Genomic DNA, 21757 nt, shown 5'->3' with positions numbered 1-21757 from the left:
AGATGAACGGAACGATCACCAAGCGTTGCGGATGCCGTGATCCGAAGACCGACAAGCAGCTCGGCGCAGCGTGCAAGAAGCTGGCGCAGCGAACGCACGGGGTTTGGAGCCTGGTTCAGGAACTGCCGCCACGCGAGGACGGCACCCGACGCCGCTTCCGTCGCAGCGGGTACAAGACCAAGGGCGACGCCCAGACGGACATCAACGCGCTTGCGGCGCTGCTCGACATCGCCGACAAGAAGTCCGACCCCGAGGGCCGCCGCCGCATCGCCGACTTGCTCGAAACGGTGTCGGCGAGCGGCGAGGACATCCCGGACTACGACGAGACGAAGCGGCGTTTCGCGACCGGGCAGTCTCTGACTCAGCACATGACGGTTGCCGAGTGGCTCGACGCGTGGCTCGCCGGTAAGAAGGCGCTCCGTAAGAGCGGTGAGACCCGGTACGAGGTCGACATCAGGTGCCACCTGAAACCGAGGATTGGGCACATCCGTCTCGACCGCCTCACGGTGCAGCACCTCGACGAGATGTTCGCCGGGATCGCCGAGACGAACGCCGACATTCATGACGCGAACATGCAGCGCCGCGCGGCGCTCGACGAGCTGAAAACGATCCCGTGGAAGGGAGTGGAGAACCGCGGCCGACGGAAGTTCCTCAAGGACGCCATTGCGGCGATGCCGCCGTTCCGCCGGATCACCGGACCGTCGACTCAGAAGCACGTGCGCGACACGCTGCGGGCTGCGCTGAACACCGCCATCGCACGCGGGGCGATCACCTTCAACCCCGCTTCGTACGTCGAACTCACCTCGGCCAAGCGGCCCAAGGCCATGGTGTGGACGCCCGAGCGGGTCGACGCATGGGTGCGGACCGGCGAGCGCCCCTCGGCGGTCATGGTCTGGACACCGGAGCAGGCCGGACAGTTCCTCGACTTCCTCGCCGAGTCGAAGCACCGACTGCTGCCGCTGTTCCACCTGATCACGTTCCGGGGTCTGCGGCGCGGCGAGGCGTGCGGCGTCCGGTGGGCCGATTACTCGACAGCAAGCCGCACGATGACCATTGCCACACAGCTCGTACAGGACGGATGGGAGGTCGTAGAGAGCCTGCCCAAGACCGACAGCGGCGAGCGCGTGTTCTCGATCGACGAGTACACCGCCGAGGTGCTCGAAGCGCACCGGACCAAGCAGGCCGCCGAGCGCTGCCAGTGGGGGCCCGCGTGGATCGAGTCGGGTCGGATGTTCACCCAGGAGGACGGGGAGCGGATTCACCCCGGTTGGCTGACCGACCAGTTCGAGAGGCTCGTCGACCTGTCTGGGTTGCCGCCGATCCGGCTGCACGATCTGCGGCACGTCGCCGCCTCGCTCATGCTCGCCGCCGGCGTCGACGTCAAGATTGTGTCCGAGACCCTCGGACACAGCGACAGCCGGATCACCCGAGACATCTATCAGTCGGTCATGCCCAAGGCCGCCGCCGAGGCCGCCGAGGCGACCGCCGCCATGGTCCCGCGCGGGGCGGCTCGACTGCCCGCGCAAAGGGCGGTCGAGCAGGCAAACGAGCAGGATGGCCTCACGACGGCCTCACATGAGGGTGCGAAGATCATCGCGTTCCGCCCCCGTCTCGTCGGGGCATAAGAAAAACCCCAGGTCACGGCGAGTGAGTCCTAGGGTTCCTCTAGAGCCGCCTTCGGGATTCGAACCCGAGACCTACGCATTACGAGTGCGTTGCTCTGGCCAACTGAGCTAAGGCGGCATGCCGTGCTTTCCCATGGTGGGCGCAGCGGCCTCGCCAAGTCTACACAGTTTCGAGGGGTGCTCCGACCACCCCTATGAGCAGCGCTTTCCGTCCTCGGGGGCGGTGCCTTCCAGGAGGTAGGTGTTGATCGCGGTGTCGATGCAGTCGCTGCCGCGGCCGTAGGCGGTGTGGCCGTCGCCGTCGTAGGTCAGCAGCGTGCCCGAGGCGAGCTGGTCGGCCAGGGAGCGGGCCCACTTGTAGGGGGTGGCCGGGTCGCGGGTGGTGCCGACGACGACGATCGGAGGGGCGCCGGCGGCGGTGATGCGGTGGGGGCGGCCGGTGGCGGGGGTGGGCCAGTAGGTGCAGTTCAGGGCGGCCCAGGCGAGGCCCTCGCCGAACACCGGGGAGGCCTTCTCGAAGGACGGCACCGCCCCCTCGACTGCGGCGGGGCCGGTGAAGGAGGCCGGGAGGTCGAGGCAGTTCACGGCGGCGTTGGCGAACATCAGGTTCGCGTACGAACCGTCCGGCTCGCGTTCGTAGTAGCTGTCGGCCAGGGCCAGGAGGCCCGAGCCCTCGCCGCCGACGGCCTTCGTGAGGGCCTCGCGCAGGATCGGCCAGGCGCCCTCGTCGTACATCGCGGCGATCACGCCGGTCGTGGCCAGCGACTCCCCGAGGCGGCGACTCTCCCCGGTCGGCAGCGGCTTGGCGTCGACCGTGCGGAAGAACGTCTTGAGCTTCTCGGTGGCGGCGGCGACCGACGTGGTGCCGAGCGGGCAGTCGGGCTTCGCGACGCAGTCCGCGGCGAAGGACCGGAAGGCGGTCTCGAAGCCCGCGGTCTGGTCGCGGTTGAGGTCGACGGCGGGCAGGGAGGGGTCCATCGCCCCGTCCAGGACCAGCCGCCCGGCGCGGTCCGGGAACAGCTCGGCGTAGGTGGCGCCGAGGAACGTGCCGTACGACGCCCCCACATAGGTCAGCTTCCGGTCGCCTACGGCGGCTCGCACGATGTCCATGTCCCGGGCCGTCTCGACCGTGGAGACGTGCGGCAGGACCTTCCCCGAGCGCTTCTCGCAGCCTTCCGCGAACCCCTTGAAGGAGGCTTCGAGCGCGGCCGTCTCCCGGGCGTCGTCCGGCGTCTGGTCGACCTGGGTGTACGCGTCCATCTGCGGACCGGTCAGGCACTCGATCGGCTCGCTGCGGGCGACCCCGCGCGGGTCGACGGCGACGATGTCGTACCGGGCGCGGATGGGGGCCGGGTACCCGATGCCCGCGTAGCCCTGGAGGTAGCCGACGGCGGAGCCGCCGGGTCCGCCGGGGTTGACCAGCAGCGAGCCGAGCCGCTTGCCGGGGCCGGTGGCCTTGACCCGGGAGACGGCGAGCTTGATCTCCGCGCCGTCCGGTTCGGCGTAGTCGAGGGGGGCGCGGAACGTGGCGCACTCGAACTTCGGGACTCCGCACGCGCGCCACACCGGCTTCTGGGCGTAGAACCGCTCCAGGCCGGCGACCGACGCCCTGCGGTCCGGCGCCGAGCCGGGCGCGGCCGCGTCGCTTCCGCCGGTGCAGCCGGAGAGGATCAGCGCGGCGGCCGTGAGGGCCGTGGCGGAGGTGAGGAGGAAACGCCTGGAGTCCATGCCCGGAGCGTATCCATATATATACGGAGCGTGTCCAATCGGGTCCGTTCCCTGTGGATAACCCGCCGTCCGGGATTCCGCGTCGCTTCCGCGTCTCCAAGCAGGTGCGCGGGGCGCGAAGGCCGGTGCGCGGGGCTCGGGCGCGGCTCAGTCGCGCAGCGACATCGTCATCGCCTCCACCGCGAGCAGCGGGGCCACATTGCGCTCCAGGGCGTCCCGGCAGGCCAGCACCGCCTCGATCCGGCGGAGGGTCCGCTCGGGCGTGGTGTCGCGGGCGATCCGCTCCACCGCGTCGCGTACGTCCTGGTTGGCCAGCGGCGTCCTGGCGCGCAGTTGGAGGGTCAGTACATCGCGGTAGAAGGCCGTGAGGTCGGTGAGGGCGAGATCGAGGCTGTCGCGCTGGGTTCGCGTCTTGCGCCGCTTCTGGCGCTCCTCCAGCTCCCTCATCGCGCCCGCCGTGCCGCGCGGCATCCGGGAGCCCTGTCCGCCGCCGAGGGCGGCCTTCAGCTCCTCGGTCTCCTTGGCGTCGACCTCCTCGGCGACCTCCTTGGCGTCCTCGCCGGCCGCGTCGATCAGCTCCTGGGCGGCCTTGAGGCAGCCGCCGACGTCCCCGACGCGCAGCGGCAGCTTGAGGACGACGGCGCGGCGGGCCCGAGCACGCTCGTCGGTGGCCAGCCGGCGGGCGCGGTCGATGTGGCCCTGGGTGGCCTGGGCGGCGGCCTGCGCCGCGGCCGGTTCGACGCCGTCGCGGCGGACGAGGATGTCGGCGACGGCCTCCACCGGCGGGGTGCGCAGGGTCAGATGGCGGCAGCGGGAGCGGATGGTCGGCAGGACGTCCTCCAGGGAGGGCGCGCAGAGCAGCCAGACCGTGCGCGGGGCGGGCTCCTCGACCGCCTTCAGGATGACGTTGCCCGCGCCCTCGGTGAGGCGGTCGGCGTCCTCCAGGACGATCACTTGCCAGCGGCCGCCCGCCGGCGAGAGCTGCGCGCGGCGGACCAGCTCACGGGTCTCCTTCACGCCGATGGAGAGCAGGTCCGTGCGGACGACCTCGACATCGGCGTGGGTCCCGACGAGCGCGGTGTGGCAGCCGTCGCAGAATCCGCATCCCGGGGCCCCGCCCAGGGCCCGGTCGGGGCTGACGCACTGCAACGCGGCGGCGAAGGCCCGCGCGGCCGTCGCCCGGCCGGACCCGGGCGGGCCGGTGAACAGCCACGCGTGGGTCATCTTGGACGCCTCGGGGTCCGGTCCGCCGGCGGCATGGGTGGTCACGAGCGCGTCGGCGTCCCGCGCGGCGGCGGCGAGCTGCTCCTCGACCTTCGCCTGTCCGACCAGGTCGTCCCATACGGCCATGTGCCCTCCTCAGGTACGCCCTCCATTGTGGAGCACCTGACTGACACCGGGCCCCGCCCGCCGACGGGGCGGGCACGGCACGGAGCGACGGACGCGACACGACACGACGAAGGGGACACGACGGACGCGACACGACGGAGGGGAGGGACGGAGCAGCTCCGTCCCTCCCCTCCGGACACGACACCCCCTAGCGGCGGCGCCTGCCGTCGTCCTCCTCGTCGTGCGGGCCGAGCAGCTCGTCCGCCAGCGTCGGCAGGTCGTCGAGCGGGGTTTCCTCCGCCCAGTCCGAGCGGCGGCGCGGGCGCCCCTGCTCGTCGAGCTGCGGCAGCTCGCGCGTCCGGTCGTTCGCGCCCTGCGCGCCGGCCGAGGGCTCCGCGGGCCGCTCGTCACGGAAGAACCCCGGCGGCACCCGGTCGGCCGGACCGGAGTCGCGTACGGGCGGCAGGACGGCGGTCTCGTCGGCGTCGCGTACGGGCGGGAGCACGGCGGTCTCGTCGGCTTCCCGCACCGGCCGCAGGACCGTCGTCTGCTCCTCGGGCCGGACGTCCTCCGGCTCCGGGCGCACGATCGGCGTGGGGACGGTGATCTCGTTCGGCGAGATCCTCGGCACGGTCTGCGTGACCTCGTCGGGCCGCACGTCACCGGAGGGAGCGGCGTCGGCGGGGGCGGCGTCGGCCGGGCGCGCCCCGGCACCGGAACGGGCGCCACCGACCCGCGGGTCCTCGGGCTTCACGATCGGCGTCGGCACCGTGACCTCGTTCGGCGACACCTCGGCGGCCTCCGCCGCCTCGGCCCGCCGAGCGGCCTCGCGAGCCGCCTCTTCCTTCCGGGCCGCCTCGGCCTCACGCGCCGCCTTCTCCCGGGCGGCGTCCTGCTCCGCGGCGGCGGCACGCGCGGCCTCGCGCGCGGCGGCCTCCTGGGCCGCCTTCTCGGCAGCGGCCTCTTGTGCCGCCTTCCGCGCGACGGCCTGGGCGGCGGCCTCCCGTGCGGCCTTCTCCGCCTCCTCAGCGGCGGCCTTGCGCGCCGCCTCCTCGGCGGCCTTCGCTGCGGCGGCCTCCGCGAGACGCCGGGCCTCCTCGGCCCTGACCAGCGCCTCCTCGGCCTTGCGCTGCTTCTCGCGGCGGCGCTCCTCGGCCTCCTCGCGCAGCCGGGCCTCTTCCTCGGCCTGCCTGCGGCGGCGCTCCTCCTCCTCGCGGCGGGCCTTCTCCTCGGCCTCGCGCCGCCTGCGCTCCTCCTCGGCGGCCAGCCTGGCCTCCTCGGCCCGCTGGCGTGCCTCGGCCGCCTGCCGTTCGGCCTCGCGCTGCCGCGCCTCTTCCTCCTCGCGGCGCTTGCGCTCCTCCTCCTCGGCACGGAGCCGGGCGAGCTGCTCCTGGCGCTCGCGCTCCAGACGCTCCTCCTCCGCCTTGCGCGCGGCCTCTTCCTCGGCCCTGCGCCTGGCCTCCTCCTCGGCCTTCCGGCGCGCCTCCTCCTGGGCCTTCACCTCGGCCTCGGACAGCGGCAGCATCCGGTCGAGGCGGTGGCGTACGACGGTGGTGACGGCCTCGGGCTCCTGGCCGGCGTCGACGACGAGGTACCGGCCCGGGTCGCCCGCGGCCAGCGCGAGGAAACCGGCCCGCACGCGCGCGTGGAACTCCGGCGGCTCCGACTCGAGCCGGTCCGGCGCCTCGGTGAACCGTTCCCTCGCGGTCTCGGGCGCGACATCGAGCAGCACCGTCAGGTGCGGTACGAGACCACCGGTCGCCCAGCGGTTGATGCGGGCGATCTCGGTCGGCGACAGATCGCGGCCGGCGCCCTGGTAGGCGACGGACGAGTCGATGTAGCGGTCGGAGATGACCACCGCGCCCCGCTCCAGGGCGGGCTTGACCAGCGAGTCGACGTGCTCGGCGCGGTCGGCCGCGTACAGCAGCGCCTCCGCGCGGTTCGAGAGGCCGGCCGAGGAGACGTCGAGCAGGATCGACCGCAGCCGCTTGCCGATGGGGGTCGCGCCGGGCTCGCGGGTGACGACGACCTCGTGGCCCTTGGCCCGGATCCACTCCGCGAGCGCCTCGGCCTGGGTGGACTTGCCGGCTCCGTCGCCGCCCTCCAGGGCGATGAAGAAGCCGTTCGCGGCGGGGGCCTGCACGGGGTCGGCGCCGCGCAGCGCGTCCCGCAGGTCGCGGCGGAGCGGGACGCCGGCCCGGTCGTCGGTCTTGGCGAGGACCAGGGCCGCGACCGGCAGCAGCAGCGCGCCGACGAGCATCAGGGTGAAGGCGGCGCCGCCGTGCGCGAAGACGAAGTCGCCGGAGGCGAGCCGGTGCGGTCCGATCGCGGCGGCGAGCAGGGGTGCGGCGAGGGCGCCGACGGCCATGGCGACCCGGACGACCGCCTGGAGGTGCTCGGTGATCCGGGGGCGGCGGGCGTCCTCGGTCTCCTGGTCGACGAGGGTGTGGCCGGTGTGGGCGGCGACACCGCTCGTGTATCCGACGAGGACGGCGAGGAACAGCACGGTCGCCGTGTCCGGCACGAGGCCCATCGCGAGCAGCGCGATCCCGGTGACGGTGATCGCGAGGGCGAGGAGGCGACGGCGGGACAGCGCGGGGAGGACGGAGCCGCCCGTGCGGATGCCGACGGCGGTGGCGCCGCTGAGCGCGAGGATCAGCAGCGCGAAGGTGACGGGTCCTGCGCCGAGGTCGTGGGCGTGCAGGACGGCGACGGCCGCGGCGGCGGTGACGGCTCCGGCGACGGTGGCGCAGGCGAGGACGAGCAGCGGCAGGGCGCCCGTGCGTCCCTTCTCCGCGGCGGAGCGCCGCAGGCCTTCCAGGGGCGAACGGGGCCGCGGGGTCTGTCCGCCGGGCAGCTCCATGGCGTACAGGACGGAGACGGAGGCGGCGAACAGGCCGGCGGCGACGTACGCGCCGAGGGCGGCCTGGTGTGCCGAGAACCACTCGATGCCGGTGGCCAGCAGGTTCCCGATCAGGGTCGCGACGAGCAGTACGGCGGCGGCCGCCGGGACCGCGAGGAATCCGGTGCGCAGGGTGAGCCGGCGCAGCGCGTCGAGGTGGTCGGGCAGCGGCCGGACGGCGGCGCCCTCCGGCGGCGGGGCGGGCAGCAGCGCGGGGGCCGCGCCCTCCCGGGCGATGGTCCACAGGCGCTCGGCCGCGCCGGCGACGAAGACGGTCCCGAGGAGGAACCACAGCGCCTTGTCCGGTGTCCAGACGATCCACAGCGGGGCGACGACGAGCAGCGCGAGGCGCACCCCGTCGGCGCCGATCATGGTCCAGCGCCGGTCGAGCGGGCCGGCGGGCGCGGTCAGCGCGGTGAGCGGACCGAGGAGTACGGCGCCGAAGAGCACCGCCGCGAGCAGTCTCGCGCCGACCACCGCGGCGACGGCGAACGCGGCGCCCCGGTATCCGCCGCCGAGGGCCCCTTCGGAGACCGCGGCCTGATACCCCAACAGCACCAGCACGAGGAGGGCGAGGGCGTCGCCTGTGCCCCCGACCAACTGCGCGTTCCACAAGCGGCGCAGGGGCTGATGGCGAAGAAGGGCGCGTACGGCACGCTCGCGGGAGTCCGCGACAAGGGCGACGTCGGAGTCTGGCTGCTCTGCTCGCGTCATCCGTCCACCCTATCCGGACGCCTTCACTCCCTGTGTCCCCCGCCCGAACAAACGTCGGAGAGGAGCTGAAGGGAGCCGGACGCCCACGAAACCGGCACCATGCACGGTGCACCGCGTACCCGACGCCCGGCGCCCGAATCCCGACGACCGGCAGCCGCTCGTACAGATCTCCGGGAACGCCGAAGGGGCGGAGGCATTTCGCCCCGCCCCTTCGTCATGCGTACCGCTATGTCCCGCCCGCGGCGCTACTCCGGCTTCGCCGCCGCCGTCTTCTTCGTGGCGGCCTTCTTCGCCGTGGCCGTCTTGGCCGTCGTCGTCTTCTTCGCCGCGGTCGTCGTCTTCTTGGCCGCGGTCTTCTTCGCCGTGGTCGCCTTCTTCGCGGGAGCCGCCTTCTTGGCCGGCGCCTTCTTGGCGGTCTTCTTCGCCGGGCCCTTGGCCCGCTTCTCCGCGAGCAGCTCGAACCCGCGCTCCGGCGTGATCGTCTCCACGCTGTCCCCGGTCCGCAGGGTCGCGTTCGTCTCGCCGTCGGTGACGTACGGGCCGAAGCGCCCGTCCTTCACGACGACCGGCTTCTCGCTGACCGGGTCGACGCCCAGCTCCTTGAGCGGCGGCTTGGCCGCGGCCCGGCCACGCTGCTTGGGCTGCGCGTAGATCGCGAGCGCCTCCTCCAGCGTGATCGTGAAGAGCTGCTCCTCGTCCGTCAGTGACCGCGAGTCCGTGCCCTTCTTCAGGTACGGGCCGTAGCGGCCGTTCTGCGCCGTGATCTCGACGCCCTCCGCGTCCGTGCCCACCACGCGCGGCAGGGACATCAGCTTGAGCGCGTCCTCCAGGGTCACCGTGTCCAGCGCCATGGACTTGAAGAGCGAGGCGGTCCGCGGCTTCACCGCGTTCTTGCCGGTCTTCGGGGTGTCCTCGGGAAGGATCTCGGTGACGTACGGGCCGTACCGCCCGTCCTTGGCGACGATCTGGTTCCCGCTGACCGGGTCGACGCCGAGTTCGAAGTCACCGCTCGGCTTGGCGAACAGCTCCTCCGCGTAGGCGACGGTCAGCTCGTCAGGAGCCAGGTCCTCCGGAACGTCCGCGCGCTGATGGCCCTCGGAGTCCTTCTCACCGCGCTCGACGTACGGACCGTACCGGCCGACCCGCAGCATGACGCCGTCGCCGACCGGGAAGGAGGAGATCTCCCGGGCGTCGATCGCGCCGAGGTCGGTCACCAGCTCCTTCAGACCGCCGAGGTGGTCACCGTCGCCGTTCCCGGCGTCGGCGGCGCCCCCGGACGCGGCCGCCTGGCCGCCCTCGCCGAAGTAGAAGCGCTTCAGCCACGGCACGGCCTGGGCCTCGCCCCGGGCGATCCGGTCGAGGTCGTCCTCCATCCGGGCCGTGAAGTCGTAGTCGACGAGCCGGCCGAAGTGCTTCTCCAGCAGGTTGACGACGGCGAAGCTGAGGAAGGACGGCACCAGGGCCGTGCCCTTCTTGAAGACGTACCCGCGGTCCAGGATCGTGCCGATGATCGACGCGTACGTCGACGGGCGGCCGATCTCGCGCTCTTCCAGCTCCTTGACCAGCGAGGCCTCGGTGTAGCGGGCCGGCGGCTTCGTCGCGTGGCCGTCGACGGTGATCTCCTCGGCGGACAGCGCGTCGCCCTCGGCGACCTGCGGCAGCCGGCGCTCGCGGTCGTCCAGCTCCGCGTTGGGGTCGTCGGCGCCCTCGACGTACGCCTTCATGAAGCCGTGGAAGGTGATCGTCTTGCCGGAGGCGCTGAACTCCACGTCCCGGCCGTCGGCGGCCCGGCCGCCGATCTTCACGGTGACGGAGTTGCCGGTCGCGTCCTTCATCTGGGAGGCGACGGTCCGCTTCCAGATCAGCTCGTAGAGCCGGAACTGGTCGCCGGTCAGGCCGGTCTCCGCCGGAGTGCGGAAACGATCACCCGAGGGGCGGATCGCTTCGTGCGCCTCCTGCGCGTTCTTGACCTTGCCGGCGTAGACGCGGGGCTTCTCCGGCAGGTAGTCGGCGCCGTACAGCTGCGTGACCTGCGCCCGGGCCGCCGCGACGGCGGTGTCCGAGAGGATCGTGGAGTCCGTACGCATGTACGTGATGAAGCCGTTCTCGTACAGCTTCTGGGCGACCTGCATGGTCGCCTTCGCGCCGAAGCCCAGCTTGCGGCTCGCCTCCTGCTGGAGGGTGGTCGTCCGGAACGGGGCGTACGGGGAGCGGCGGTACGGCTTGGACTCGACCGAGCGGACGCCGAACGCGGTGTCGGCGAGCGCGGCGGCGAGCGCCCGGGCGTTCTGCTCGTCGAGGTGGAGCACCTGCTCGGACTTCAGCCGGCCGTCGGCGCCGAAGTCACGGCCCTGTGCGACGCGGCGGCCGTCGACCGTCGCCAGGCGGGCGACCAGGGACGACGGGTCGGACGGGTCACCGGCGCGGCCGGTGGAGAAGGTGCCGGTGAGGTCCCAGTACTCGGCGGAGCGGAAGGCGATGCGCTCGCGCTCCCGCTCGACGACGAGACGGGTGGCGACGGACTGGACGCGGCCGGCGGAGAGGCCGCGCATGACCTTCTTCCACAGGACCGGCGAGACCTCGTAGCCGTAGAGCCGGTCGAGGATGCGGCGGGTCTCCTGCGCGTCGACCATGCGCTTGTTCAGCTCGCGCGGGTTGGCGACGGCGGCCTGGATCGCGTCCTTGGTGATCTCGTGGAAGACCATCCGGTGGACCGGGACCTTGGGCTTCAGGACCTCGAGGAGGTGCCACGCGATGGCTTCGCCCTCGCGGTCCTCATCAGTGGCGAGGAAGAGTTCGTCGACCCCGGCCAGCTGCTCCTTGAGCTTCCTGACCTGGGCCTTCTTGTCGGCGTTGACGACGTAGATCGGCTGGAAGTCGTGTTCCACGTCGACGCCGAGGCGGCGCACCTCGCCGGTGTACTGGTCCGGCACCTCGGCGGCGCCGCTGGGGAGGTCGCGGATGTGCCCGACGCTCGCCTCGACGACGTATCCGGGGCCGAGGTAGCCCTTGATCGTCTTCGCCTTGGCAGGCGACTCGACGATGACGAGTCGGCGGCCGCCCTGTGCGGTCTCGCTGGTCGGGGACAACTTCGCTCTTCTCTCCGGTCGACGCTCGGTGGCACGTACGCATGTACGGCACTGGCCCTGGCACACACGGCAGCTGCACGTCACGGTGACGCTGACGCTGTCGTCGCTGCGGAGTGTGACGGTACAACCCGCCCCCGTGTCAAACGGCGAAAGCCCGCAACGGCCACTCGAACGGTAACCCGACTCCTGGCATTCCTGCCGCCCGGACCTCCGGCCGGGCGGGGCGGGGCGCGCTCAGAGGCGGCCGAAGCACCAGACGCCGAGAAGAAGGAAGACGACTCCGAAGAGGGTGGTGAGGACGGCGGCCGTGCCCGGCGCGACCCCGTGCGCCACCGGCTCGCGGCTCAGCACCCGCGCCCCCGTCCACAGCATCAGCGCGGCCCCGAACAGCGCGAACGCCGTTCCGGCGAAGATCGCAGGCCCGCTCTCCATGGTCCGTACCCCGTTCGTCCGTCATGCCCCGGTCATCCCTGGGCAGAGGCTGGCACCTTCCGGCGTCGCGGGCGCGAATTCCGGGTGAACGACGCGGGCTCGGGTGTCGGGGTTCACGAAGATGGCCGGTACTGAACGAATGCGCGACGGGGGCGGGCTCTCTCCTCGCCGTGCCCGCACCCTCGCGGCGGCGGGGCGGATCGGCGCTCGTACGCGACGGCCGCCGTGCCGCCGGTCGCGGAGGCGGAAGCCGCTCGGGCGGCGTCGCGGGGGGAGGGGGACGCGTCGCCGGCGACGCCGGGCTCCCGGTGGGGCAAGGCGCTGAGGAGCGGCGGGAGCACCCGCCCGACCAGCGGCTTTCCGCCGCGCGGAGGCGGCATCGCGCAGTCGGGCGGGGCCCGGCGGCTGCCCGCTCCCCCGCCCACGGCGGACCGGACGTCGGACGGGAAGCGGAACGTCCGGCCGCACGCATCGGCGCCCCCGCTGCCGGTTGCGGGCCGCGGGCCGCCCTGCCGCGGGCGGCCGCGTCGTACGGAATTCCCGGGTCAAGGCCCGTCAGGCGCCGCCGCCCTCGCCGACGGGCAGCAGGAAGCCCTCCTCCACCAGGAGCCGGATCGCCTGGGGCGTCCGGTCCCGGAGCAGCACCGGGTCCTCGCCGGTCAACTGCCCGATCGCGTCCAGGATCCGGCCGGCGCTGAGCGATCCGTCGCAGACTCCCGCGAAGCCGGCCGCGACGTGGTCCACCCTGGTGGCGCGCCGCATGCCGCGGTTCTGCCGCAGCACCACGTGCTCGGGGTCTTCGGCGCCGGGCAGGCCGACCTGCTCCTGGACGACCTCGGGCGCGAGGACGAAGTGCTCGGCGAGCAGCGCCGCGTCGTCGTGGGTCCGCAGGTACTCCTGGCGTTCGAAGTGAGCGCGTACGGTCTCGCCGAGCGGCTGCTCGACCGGGTGCGGCCACTCCTCGACGACGATCGACGGCTCGACCGCGCCGGACGCGACGGCGGCGTTCCTGCGCAGGGTGATCCAGCCGAAGCCGACGGCCTTCGTCCCGCGGGCCTCGAACTCGTCCAGCCACGCCTCGTACCGCTCGGTGTACCGCCGCGGGTCCTCGCGGTGGTCGCCACTGTCCCGCAGCCACAGCTCGGCGTACTGCGTGATGTCCTGGACCTCGCGCTGCACGATCCACGCGTCGCAGCCGCGCGGCACCCAGGAACGCAGCCGGTCCTGCCATTCCTCGCCTTCCACGTGCTGCCAGTTGGCGAGGAACTGGGCGCACCCCCCGTCGTTGAGCCGCTCGCCGGCCTCCCGCACGAGCGTCCGGCACAGGTCGTCTCCTCCCATCCCGCCGTCGCGGTAGGTCAGCCGGGCGCCCGGGGAGATGACGAACGGCGGGTTGGAGACGATCAGGTCGTACGTGTCGCCGTCGACGGGCTCGAAGAGGGAGCCGGGGAGCAGTTCGGCCTCGCGGGCCCCGGAGAGGGCGAGCGTGAGCCGGGTGAAGTCGAGGGCGCGGGGGTTGAGGTCGGTCGCTGTCACCAGGGTGGCGTGCTGGGAGGCGTGCAGGGCCTGGATTCCGGAGCCGGTGCCGAGGTCGAGCGCGGAGGCCACGGGCGTACGGACGGTGATGCCCGCGAGGGTCGTGGAGGCGCCGCCGACGCCGAGGACGACTCCTTCGTCCTTGCTGCCGATGCCGCCGGCGCCGCCGACCGCGCAGCCCAGGTCGGAGACGATGAACCAGTCCTGGCCCTCGGGCCCGCCGTACGGCCGTACGTCGACGGTCGCCCGGACCTGACCGGCCGTCTCCGATGCCTCTCCGCTCGCCCCGGTGGCCCCGGGCACGGCCGGCCGGCCGGTCCTGTCGGTCTCCTCGATCCAGCCGTCGGCCAGGGCTTCCTTCAGCGGCAGCGCGGCGGCGGCGCGCTCGGCGGGGACGGTGCCCTGGAGCAGGAAGAGGCAAACGAGCGTCTCCAGCGGGGAGTCGCCGCGGGTGGCGCGCAGCGCGGGCACGGTCTCGCTGCGGGCGAGGGCGCTGTAGGCGGGGGCGCCGAGGAGCTCGAGCAGCCCGTCGGCGGTGAAGTCGGCGGCGAGCAGCGCCTCGCGCAGTCGGGCGGCGTGCGCGGGCACCGGAAGGCTGGTGGTCAGGCTGGTCGTACTCACCCGACCATTGTGACCGCCGCCACCGACAATCCCCGCCGAGACCCCGCACGCGCGCGTGGCGCTCCCCCGAACCCCCACCCGGGCGCCCACGCGCGCCACATGCGCGCCGAACGCACCGGGTGGCAGCGCCTGCTCTACTCCGCGCTCTTGCTCGCCGTCGAGGACGGCTTGGCGGTCGTGGCCGCCGTCGCGGCCGGCTTCGAGGGCTGCGAGCCCGGCTTCGCGGCCGGAGCCGAGGGCTTCGCCTTCTGGCAGCCGGGCTGCTTGGCCATCGCCGTGCCCAGCTCGCCGCCCTGCAGCTTCGCCAGCGCGTCCTGGTCCATCTTCTCGATCTTCTTCAGACCGTCGGCGATGCCCTGCAGGCCGTCCGCGAACTTCTGCTGGTTGTTCGGGTCGAGCGCGTCGACCTGCTTCTTCAGTCCCTCGTACGCCACCGCGGTCGCGTTGAGTTCCTTGATCGCGTCCTGCTGGACCTTCTCGCCGTTGTCGACGGGCGGCACGCCGGCGCCTTCGACGGCCTTGGCGAGCGCCCGGTCGGCGTCGGCGATGTCCTGGAACGCCTTCGAGTCGGCGGCCTGGATGTCGGCGGGCTTGCCGTCCGCGGCCGTCGAGATGATCAGCTGCTGGGCGTCGGCCCGCTTCTGGATCTGGGGCTTCGCCTGGTCGCAGACCGTCTTGGCCCAGTCGTTTACCTTGTCGCCGTCGTCGCTGCACCCGGACAGCGCGAGCACCAGTACCGCGCCGCCGGACAGTGCGGCCGCAAGCTTCTTGTTCACCGGATCGGTCCCTTCCAAGGCTCTCGGCCCCGGAACATACACGCCAAGCGGGCGACATCCACCTTTCGTGGGACCGGTTCATCCCTTATTGCAGCCTTTTGCACCAAGGGAGACACGCCTCACGTCTCCACAAGAAACGGCGGACGGCGCGTCAGAACACGCCGCCCGCCCTCTTCTTGAGCAGGCGTTACGGAACGACCGGCGCGTTCGAAGGGGTGTCCGACCGGTCCCCGGCGTTGTCTCCGTCACCCATGACCACCGAACGCCGCTTGGAGACGTAGACGGCACCGATGATGACGACGATCGCGAGGCCGGCGATCAGGGTCCGCACCCCGGCGCTCGCGTCATCGCCGAAGCTGAACTGCACCACGGCGGGCGCGATCAGCAGGGCGACCAGGTTCATCACCTTCAGGAGCGGGTTGATCGCCGGACCGGCGGTGTCCTTGAACGGGTCGCCGACGGTGTCGCCGATCACGGTGGCGGCGTGGGCGTCACTGCCCTTGCCGCCGTGGTGGCCGTCCTCGACGAGCTTCTTGGCGTTGTCCCAGGCCCCACCGGAGTTGGCGAGGAAGACGGCCATCAGCGCGCCCGTACCGATGGCTCCGGCGAGGTACGCGCCGAGCGCGCCGACACCGAGCGAGAAGCCGACCGCGATCGGTGCCAGGACCGCGAGCAGTCCGGGCGTGGCGAGTTCGCGCAGCGCGTCCTTGGTGCAGATGTCGACGACGCGTCCGTACTCCGGCTGTTCGGTGTGGTTCATGATCCCGGGGTGCTCGCGGAACTGCCGCCGCACCTCGAAGACGACCGCTCCCGCGGACCGCGACACGGCGTTGATCGCGAGGCCGGAGAAGAGGAAGACGACCGCCGCGCCGAGGATCAGCCCGAAGAGGTTGTTGGGCTGGGAGATGTCCATCGAGAGGTTCATCTCCGTGCCCCTGGCCCCGACCTCGGCGACCGCCGTGGCGATCGCGTCGCGGTACGAGCCGAAGAGCGCCGCCGCCGCCAACACGGCGGTGGCGATGGCGATGCCCTTCGTGATCGCCTTGGTGGTGTTGCCGACGGCGTCGAGGTCGGTGAGGACCTGCGCGCCCGCGCCCTGGACGTCGCCGGACATCTCCGCGATGCCCTGGGCGTTGTCGGAGACCGGGCCGAAGGTGTCCATGGCGACGATCACGCCGACGGTGGTGAGCAGCCCGGTGCCGGCCAGGGCGACCGCGAAGAGGGCCAGCATGATGGAGGTGCCGCCGAGCAGGAACGCGCCGTAGACGCCGAGGCCGATGAGCAGGGCGGTGTAGACGGCGGACTCCAGGCCGATGGAGACGCCGGCGAGGACGACGGTGGCGGGGCCGGTCAGCGAGGACTTGCCGATGTCCCTGACGGGGCGTCGGGAGGTCTCGGTGAAGTAGCCGGTGAGCTGCTGGATGAGCGCGGCCATGACGATGCCGATGGCGACGGCGACCAGGGCGAGGATCCGCGGGTCGCCCGCGTGAGCCGCGATCCCGGGCTCGGTGACCCCCTTGAGGTCGGCGTAGGAGGACGGCAGGTAGGCGAAGACGGCGACGGCGACGAGCGCCAGGGAGATCACCGCGGAGATGAAGAAACCGCGGTTGATGGCGCTCATTCCGCTGCGGTCGGCGCGCCGCGGGGCGACCGCGAAGATGCCGATCATCGCGGTGACCACGCCGATCGCCGGGACGATCAGCGGAAAGGCGAGGCCGAGGTCGCCGAAGGCCGCCTTTCCGAGGATGAGGGCGGCGACCAGCGTCACCGCGTACGACTCGAAGAGGTCGGCGGCCATGCCGGCGCAGTCGCCGACGTTGTCGCCCACGTTGTCGGCGATGGTGGCGGCGTTGCGGGGGTCGTCCTCGGGGATGCCCTGCTCGACCTTGCCGACGAGGTCGGCGCCGACGTCGGCGGCCTTGGTGAAGATGCCGCCGCCGACTCGCATGAACATGGCGATGAGGGCGGCGCCCAGGCCGAAGCCCTCGAGGACCTTGGGGGCGTCGGCGGCGTAGACGAGGACGACGCAGGAGGCACCGAGCAGGCCGAGGCCGACGGTGAACATGCCGACCACTCCGCCGGTACGGAAAGCGATCTTCATCGCTTTGTGCGAGACGGTCGTCAGATCCTTTTCCGGTTCACCCGGAGCGGGGGTCGCCTCGCGCGCGGCGGCGGCGACGCGCACATTGGCCCGTACGGCGAGCCGCATACCGATGTATCCGGTGGTCGCGGAGAAAAGCGCACCCACCAGGAAGAAGAGGGAACGCCCGGATCGCTGCGACCAGTCGTCGGCCGGGAGCAGCATCAGCAGGAAGAACACGACGACCGCGAAGATCGCCAAAGTGCGCAACTGCCGTGCGAGATAGGCATTCGCGCCTTCCTGTACGGCGGCCGCGATCTTCTTCATCGCGTCGGTGCCCTCCCCGGCGGCGAGCACCTGACGGACCAGCAGCTGGGCGACGAGCAGAGCCGCGAGCGCGACGGCCGCGACGACGATCACGATCGTCCGGTTCCCGTCGGTGAGTACCGCCGCGGCGAGAGAAGTGGGGTGTCCGGCCAGTTCTGGGTTGAAGAGCCCCGCCATTCGTCCTCCTTGACGTTGCGAGCTCAAGATGTGGACGGATTGTAGGGAGCGGAACCTGATCAAAACAGGGCGCCGCAAATGGAATTCCCCATTGCCTCACTCTTCCCCACCGGAAGCAGTAATGGGGCAAAAGCATGAACACATGATCCATGATCTAGAGAAATGAAAAGAGGCCCTGCTCAGCAGGGCCTCTTTTTCGGTTCTCGCCGCTTCTCACGGCCTCTCGCCTGGTCTCGCCCCTTCAGGGGAGCACAGCCGCCGAGGCCGTCGGCCAGCTCATGCGGATCACTCCGCCCTGCTCCCCGGCGCTCACCTCGACGTCGTCGACGAGCCCGCGGATTACCGCGAGGCCCATCTCGTCCTCGCCGTCCGGGTCGTCGAACTCCTCGACCGGAGCCGCGGCCCGCGCGCCGGGGACACCGGCGGCGTCCGCCGCCGCCACCCCCGCGCCCGGCACCTCGTCGCCGACCTCGATGGAGAAGCTCTTCTCCTCCTCGGTCAGCACGACCCGGACCGGGGTGGTGACGCCATGGCCGCGGTGCAGCCCGACCGCACGGGAGCACGCCTCGCCGACGGCGAGTCTGACCTCGTCGAGGACCGCCTCGTCGACACCGGCCCGGCGCGCCACCGCGGCCGCCACCAGGCGGGCCGTGCGGACATGCTCGGGCTGGGCGCTGAAGCGGAGTTCAACGGTGGCCATACGGTCCCCCTAAGAACGGTGGGCGGGCAACTCGGAGGACCGGGCCTGGCGGGCCCGGCTCTCCTTCGACCTTCTTCCGACCTCAGTCGGTGGCGTTGACGGCCTCGTCGACCGTGGTGTGGATGGGGAACACCTTGGTCAGGCCGGTGATCCGGAAAATCTTGAGAATGCGCTCCTGGTTGCAGACCAGGCGCAGCGAGCCCTCATGCGCGCGCACGCGCTTCAGGCCACCCACCAGCACGCCGAGACCGGTCGAGTCGAGGAAGTCCACGCCCTCCATGTCGACGACCAGGTGGTAGCTGCCGTCGTTCACCAACTCGACCAACTGCTCGCGCAGCTTGGGCGCGGTATACACATCAATCTCGCCACCGACCTCGACGACCGTACGGTCGCCGCTCGGGCCGGACACATTGCGAGTCGACAGGGACAGGTCCACGGATCCTCCAGCACCTTGCTATCGGGCGTTCGCCCCTCGGGTCTCCCGGGCGGAGTCGGGGGACGGATCGCCAGCCGCGATGGCATTCAATCACTTACCAGCAGCCATGCACGACGCCTTGGGAGCATTGTCCGTCACGCCAGTGACACACTCGGTGCCGATGGCCAAGAATCACCGCCCCAGTGGACCCGCCGAAAGCACGGGCAGTCGCCCGTCCCCCGGCGTGGTCCTCGACCGGCTCACCCAGGGCGAGAGCCGGGCAGCGCGCATCACTCATACGGAGCACCTGCCCGCTCGGGCGGGTCGGCATGCCGTCTGGCCGCATCGCATCCGTACGGAAGTGATCAGCGCCATCCAGGCGGCCGGCATCGAGCATCCCTGGGCCCACCAGGCGGAGGCCGCCGAGCGGGCCCTGGACGGCGAATCCGTGGTGATCGCCACCGGCACGGCGTCCGGGAAGTCACTTGCCTATCTCACCCCGGTCCTCTCCACCCTCCTGGACGGCTCGGAGGCCGCCAACGGGCGCGGCACGACCGCCCTCTACCTCGCCCCCACGAAGGCCCTCGCCGCCGACCAGCGGCGCGCCGTACGCGAGCTGGCCGCCCCGCTGGGCAACCGGATCCGGCCCGCCGTCTACGACGGCGACACGCCGGTCGAGGAGCGCGAGTGGGTCCGTCAGTACGCGAACTACGTGCTGACCAACCCCGACATGCTCCACCGGGGCATACTCCCGGCCCATCCGCGCTGGTCCTCCTTCCTGCGCTCCCTGCGCTATGTCGTGATCGACGAGTGCCACACCTACCGGGGCGTCTTCGGCTCCCACGTCGCCCAGGTGCTGCGCCGCCTGCGCCGGGTCTGCGCCCGCTACGGCGCGGACCCCGTCTTCCTCCTGGCCTCCGCCACCTCGGCCGAGCCCGCCGTGGCGGCCGGCCGGCTCACCGGCCTGCCGGTCTCGGAGGTCTCCGACGACGCCTCCCCGCGCGGCGAGCTGGTCTTCGCCCTCTGGGAGCCGCCGCTGACGGAACTCCACGGCGAGCAGGGCGCCCCGGTCCGCCGCACGGCCACCGCCGAGACGGCCGACCTGCTGACCGACCTCGCCGTGCAGGGCGTCCGCTCCGTCGCCTTCGTGCGCTCCCGGCGCGGCGCGGAGCTGATCTCGGTCATCGCCCAGGAACGCCTCGCCGAGGTCGACCGCTCCCTGGCCCGCCGGGTGGCCGCCTACCGGGGCGGCTACCTGCCCGAGGAGCGCCGGGCCCTGGAGCGGGCCCTGCACTCCGGCGAGCTCCTGGGCCTGGCCGCCACGACCGCCCTGGAACTCGGCGTGGACGTCTCCGGCCTCGACGCCGTCCTCATCGCCGGCTATCCCGGCACCCGCGCCTCGCTGTGGCAGCAGGCGGGCCGGGCCGGGCGCTCCGGCCAGGGCGCCCTGGCCATCCTGATCGCCCGCGACGACCCGCTGGACACCTTCCTGGTCCACCACCCCGAGGCGCTCTTCCGCCAGCCGGTCGAGTCGACCGTCCTGGACCCCGACAACCCCTACGTGCTCGCCCCCCATCTGTGCGCGGCCGCGGCGGAGCTTCCGCTGACCGACCCCGACCTGGCGCTCTTCGGCCCGGCCGCCCCGGACCTGCTGCCCCAGCTGGAGGCCGCCGGGCTGCTGCGGCGGCGTGCCGGCGGCTGGTACTGGACCCGTCGGGAGCGGGCCGCCGACCTGACCGACATCCGGGGCGGGGGCGGCAGCCCGGTGCAGATCGTGGAGGCCGCCACCGGCCGCCTCCTCGGCACGGTCGACGAGGCCGCCTCCCACACGGCCGTCCACGACGGCGCCGTCCACCTCCACCAAGGCCGCACCTATCTGGTGAAGCACCTGGACCTGAAGGACTCGGTCGCCCTGGTCGAGGAGGCCTCCCCGCCGTACTCCACGACCGCCCGCGACACCACCGCCATCTCCGTCCTGGAGACCGACACCGAGATCCCGTGGGGCGCGGGCCGGCTCTGCTACGGCTCCGTCGAGGTCACCAATCAGGTCGTCTCCTTCCTGCGCCGCCGTCTCAGGACCGGTGAGGTGCTCGGCGAGACCAAGCTCGATCTGCCGCCCCGCACCCTGCGCACCCGGGCCGTGTGGTGGACGGTCACCGAGGACCAGCTCGACGCCGCCCGCATCCATCCGGAGATCCTCGGCGGCGCCCTGCACGCCGCCGAACACGCCTCCATCGGCATGCTTCCGCTCTTCGCCACCTGCGACCGCTGGGACATCGGCGGAGTGTCGATCCCGCTCCACCCCGACACGCTGCTGCCGACCGTCTTCGTCTACGACGGCCATCCGGGTGGCGCGGGCTTCGCCGAGCGGGCCTTCCACACGGCGCGGGAGTGGCTGACGGCCACCCGCGAGGCGATCGCCTCCTGCGAGTGCGAGGCCGGCTGCCCGTCCTGCATCCAGTCCCCCAAGTGCGGCAACGGCAACGACCCGCTCAACAAGCGTGGCGCCGTCCGGCTCCTCACGGAACTGCTGCGGGAAGCCCCGGCAGCGCCCCCGGAGGCCCCGCCCGCGCCCTGACAGCCGGGGCGTACGGCCCCAGGCGCACCGCCGCCGTCACGTCCGCGACATCGCCCCGCACGGAACAGCGCACGAGGGAGGCGCCCTGTGCGCCCGCCACCCGGCCCGCGGCGGCGCAGGCGGCCTCCTCGCCCCACAGCGCCCTGTCGGCCGCCGCGAGGGCCGCCAGGTCGGCGGCCCCACCCGCCCGGTGCCGGGCCGACACGGCCTGCCCCAGGGCCAGCACGGCCCCGAACACCACACACAGGACGCAGGCCGCGAACGCGGTCCACACCGTCGCCATCCCCCGGTCGCCGGAGAGGCCGGATCGGGGTGGTGGGACCAGGCCGGGACGGGCGGCTCGTCGGCGTGGCGCCGGCGCCAGGCCGTTCACGACACTCCCGTCCCGGGCGTGTCGCCGAGCCTGTCCTCGGCGAGCGCCGCGGCCCCGGCCCGCAGGGTGAGACCCATCCCGCCCGGCCCGGGGGCGGGCGCCCGCACGGTCACCCGCCACAGCTCCCCGGAGCGCTCCACGGCCACCGTGGCGCCCTCAGGGGCGGCTGCCCGGGCGGCCGCCTCGGCTGCCGTCACCGGCTCCGAGCGGGCCACCGCCCGCGCTCCCGCCCGCGCCGCGTCCACGCACTGGATCTGTGCGGCGGCCGCGGCGAGCGCCCAGACCAGGGCCATGGTGAAGGCCACCAGCGCGGGCAGGGCCAGCGCCGCCTCGACCGTCACCGATCCCCGGTCCT

Annotated in this window: 14 protein-coding genes and 1 tRNA gene; 2 read left to right on the top strand and 13 right to left on the bottom strand. The window is 72.5% G+C overall.

All coding sequences use genetic code 11. The features are described from left to right. Window positions 1–2: 2 nt before the first annotated feature. Window positions 3–1625, top strand: a complete 1623-nt coding sequence (locus tag ACZ6RC_RS21205) for a tyrosine-type recombinase/integrase (protein ID WP_469585375.1) — start codon at window positions 3–5, stop codon at window positions 1623–1625. A gap of 44 nt (window positions 1626–1669) precedes the next feature. Here ACZ6RC_RS21205 and ACZ6RC_RS21200 read toward each other — a convergent pair. The 11 genes from ACZ6RC_RS21200 to ACZ6RC_RS21150 all read right to left on the bottom strand — a co-directional run bounded on the left by ACZ6RC_RS21200 (window position 1670) and on the right by ACZ6RC_RS21150 (window position 18472). Next, a tRNA-Thr gene (locus tag ACZ6RC_RS21200) sits at window positions 1670–1743 on the bottom strand. Between the two features lie 74 nt (window positions 1744–1817). Continuing rightward, on the bottom strand, window positions 1818–3353 hold the full coding sequence (locus ACZ6RC_RS21195; protein WP_469585373.1) for an alpha/beta hydrolase: 1536 nt from the start codon (window positions 3351–3353) through the stop codon (window positions 1818–1820). 147 nt (window positions 3354–3500) lie between these two features. After that, a complete protein-coding gene (locus tag ACZ6RC_RS21190) occupies window positions 3501–4703 on the bottom strand; it encodes a DNA polymerase III subunit delta' (RefSeq protein WP_469585371.1) in 1203 nt (400 codons plus the stop codon). Window positions 4704–4890: 187 nt separating this feature from the next. Further along, window positions 4891–8298, bottom strand: a complete 3408-nt coding sequence (gene tmk, locus ACZ6RC_RS21185) for a dTMP kinase (protein ID WP_469585368.1) — start codon at window positions 8296–8298, stop codon at window positions 4891–4893. Window positions 8299–8543: 245 nt separating this feature from the next. Further along, on the bottom strand, window positions 8544–11387 hold the full coding sequence (gene topA, locus ACZ6RC_RS21180; protein WP_453618377.1) for a type I DNA topoisomerase: 2844 nt from the start codon (window positions 11385–11387) through the stop codon (window positions 8544–8546). 234 nt (window positions 11388–11621) lie between these two features. Next, window positions 11622–11819 carry a hypothetical protein gene (locus ACZ6RC_RS21175; protein ID WP_391140323.1) on the bottom strand — a complete coding sequence of 66 codons (198 nt, stop codon included), beginning with the start codon at window positions 11817–11819 and terminating at the stop codon, window positions 11622–11624. A 555-nt stretch (window positions 11820–12374) separates the two neighbouring features. After that, window positions 12375–13976, bottom strand: coding sequence for a DUF7059 domain-containing protein (locus ACZ6RC_RS21170; RefSeq protein WP_469585364.1), 1602 nt, complete (start codon window positions 13974–13976; stop codon window positions 12375–12377). A 134-nt stretch (window positions 13977–14110) separates the two neighbouring features. Then, window positions 14111–14752, bottom strand: coding sequence for a small secreted protein (locus tag ACZ6RC_RS21165; protein WP_391140320.1), 642 nt, complete (start codon window positions 14750–14752; stop codon window positions 14111–14113). Between the two features lie 187 nt (window positions 14753–14939). Beyond that, a complete protein-coding gene (locus tag ACZ6RC_RS21160) occupies window positions 14940–17336 on the bottom strand; it encodes a sodium-translocating pyrophosphatase (protein WP_453618373.1) in 2397 nt (798 codons plus the stop codon). A 241-nt stretch (window positions 17337–17577) separates the two neighbouring features. After that, window positions 17578–18036, bottom strand: coding sequence for an ATP-binding protein (locus tag ACZ6RC_RS21155; RefSeq protein ID WP_391140317.1), 459 nt, complete (start codon window positions 18034–18036; stop codon window positions 17578–17580). Window positions 18037–18118: 82 nt separating this feature from the next. Next, window positions 18119–18472, bottom strand: coding sequence for an STAS domain-containing protein (locus ACZ6RC_RS21150; RefSeq protein ID WP_137988538.1), 354 nt, complete (start codon window positions 18470–18472; stop codon window positions 18119–18121). Window positions 18473–18551: 79 nt separating this feature from the next. Here ACZ6RC_RS21150 and ACZ6RC_RS21145 point away from each other — a divergent pair, with 79 nt between their 5' ends. Next, window positions 18552–21029, top strand: a complete 2478-nt coding sequence (locus ACZ6RC_RS21145; protein WP_469585359.1) for a DEAD/DEAH box helicase — start codon at window positions 18552–18554, stop codon at window positions 21027–21029. Here ACZ6RC_RS21145 and ACZ6RC_RS21140 read toward each other — a convergent pair. Together ACZ6RC_RS21140 and ACZ6RC_RS21135 are read right to left on the bottom strand one after the other, a co-directional pair. Next, window positions 20971–21312 (bottom strand): Rv3654c family TadE-like protein, encoded by a 342-nt coding sequence (locus ACZ6RC_RS21140; protein ID WP_391140313.1) that lies wholly within the window; start codon window positions 21310–21312, stop codon window positions 20971–20973. The genes ACZ6RC_RS21145 and ACZ6RC_RS21140 overlap by 59 nt on opposite strands. 86 nt (window positions 21313–21398) lie before the next feature. Next, complete coding sequence (locus ACZ6RC_RS21135; RefSeq protein ID WP_469585355.1) at window positions 21399–21743, bottom strand: TadE family type IV pilus minor pilin; 345 nt, start codon at window positions 21741–21743, stop codon at window positions 21399–21401. Window positions 21744–21757 lie beyond the last annotated feature (14 nt).

The sequence above is a fragment of the Streptomyces sp. NPDC048353 genome (genome assembly GCF_055587165.1).
Note: the sequence above shows the minus strand (reverse complement) of the source record. Positions and strands in the feature narration are given on the sequence as shown.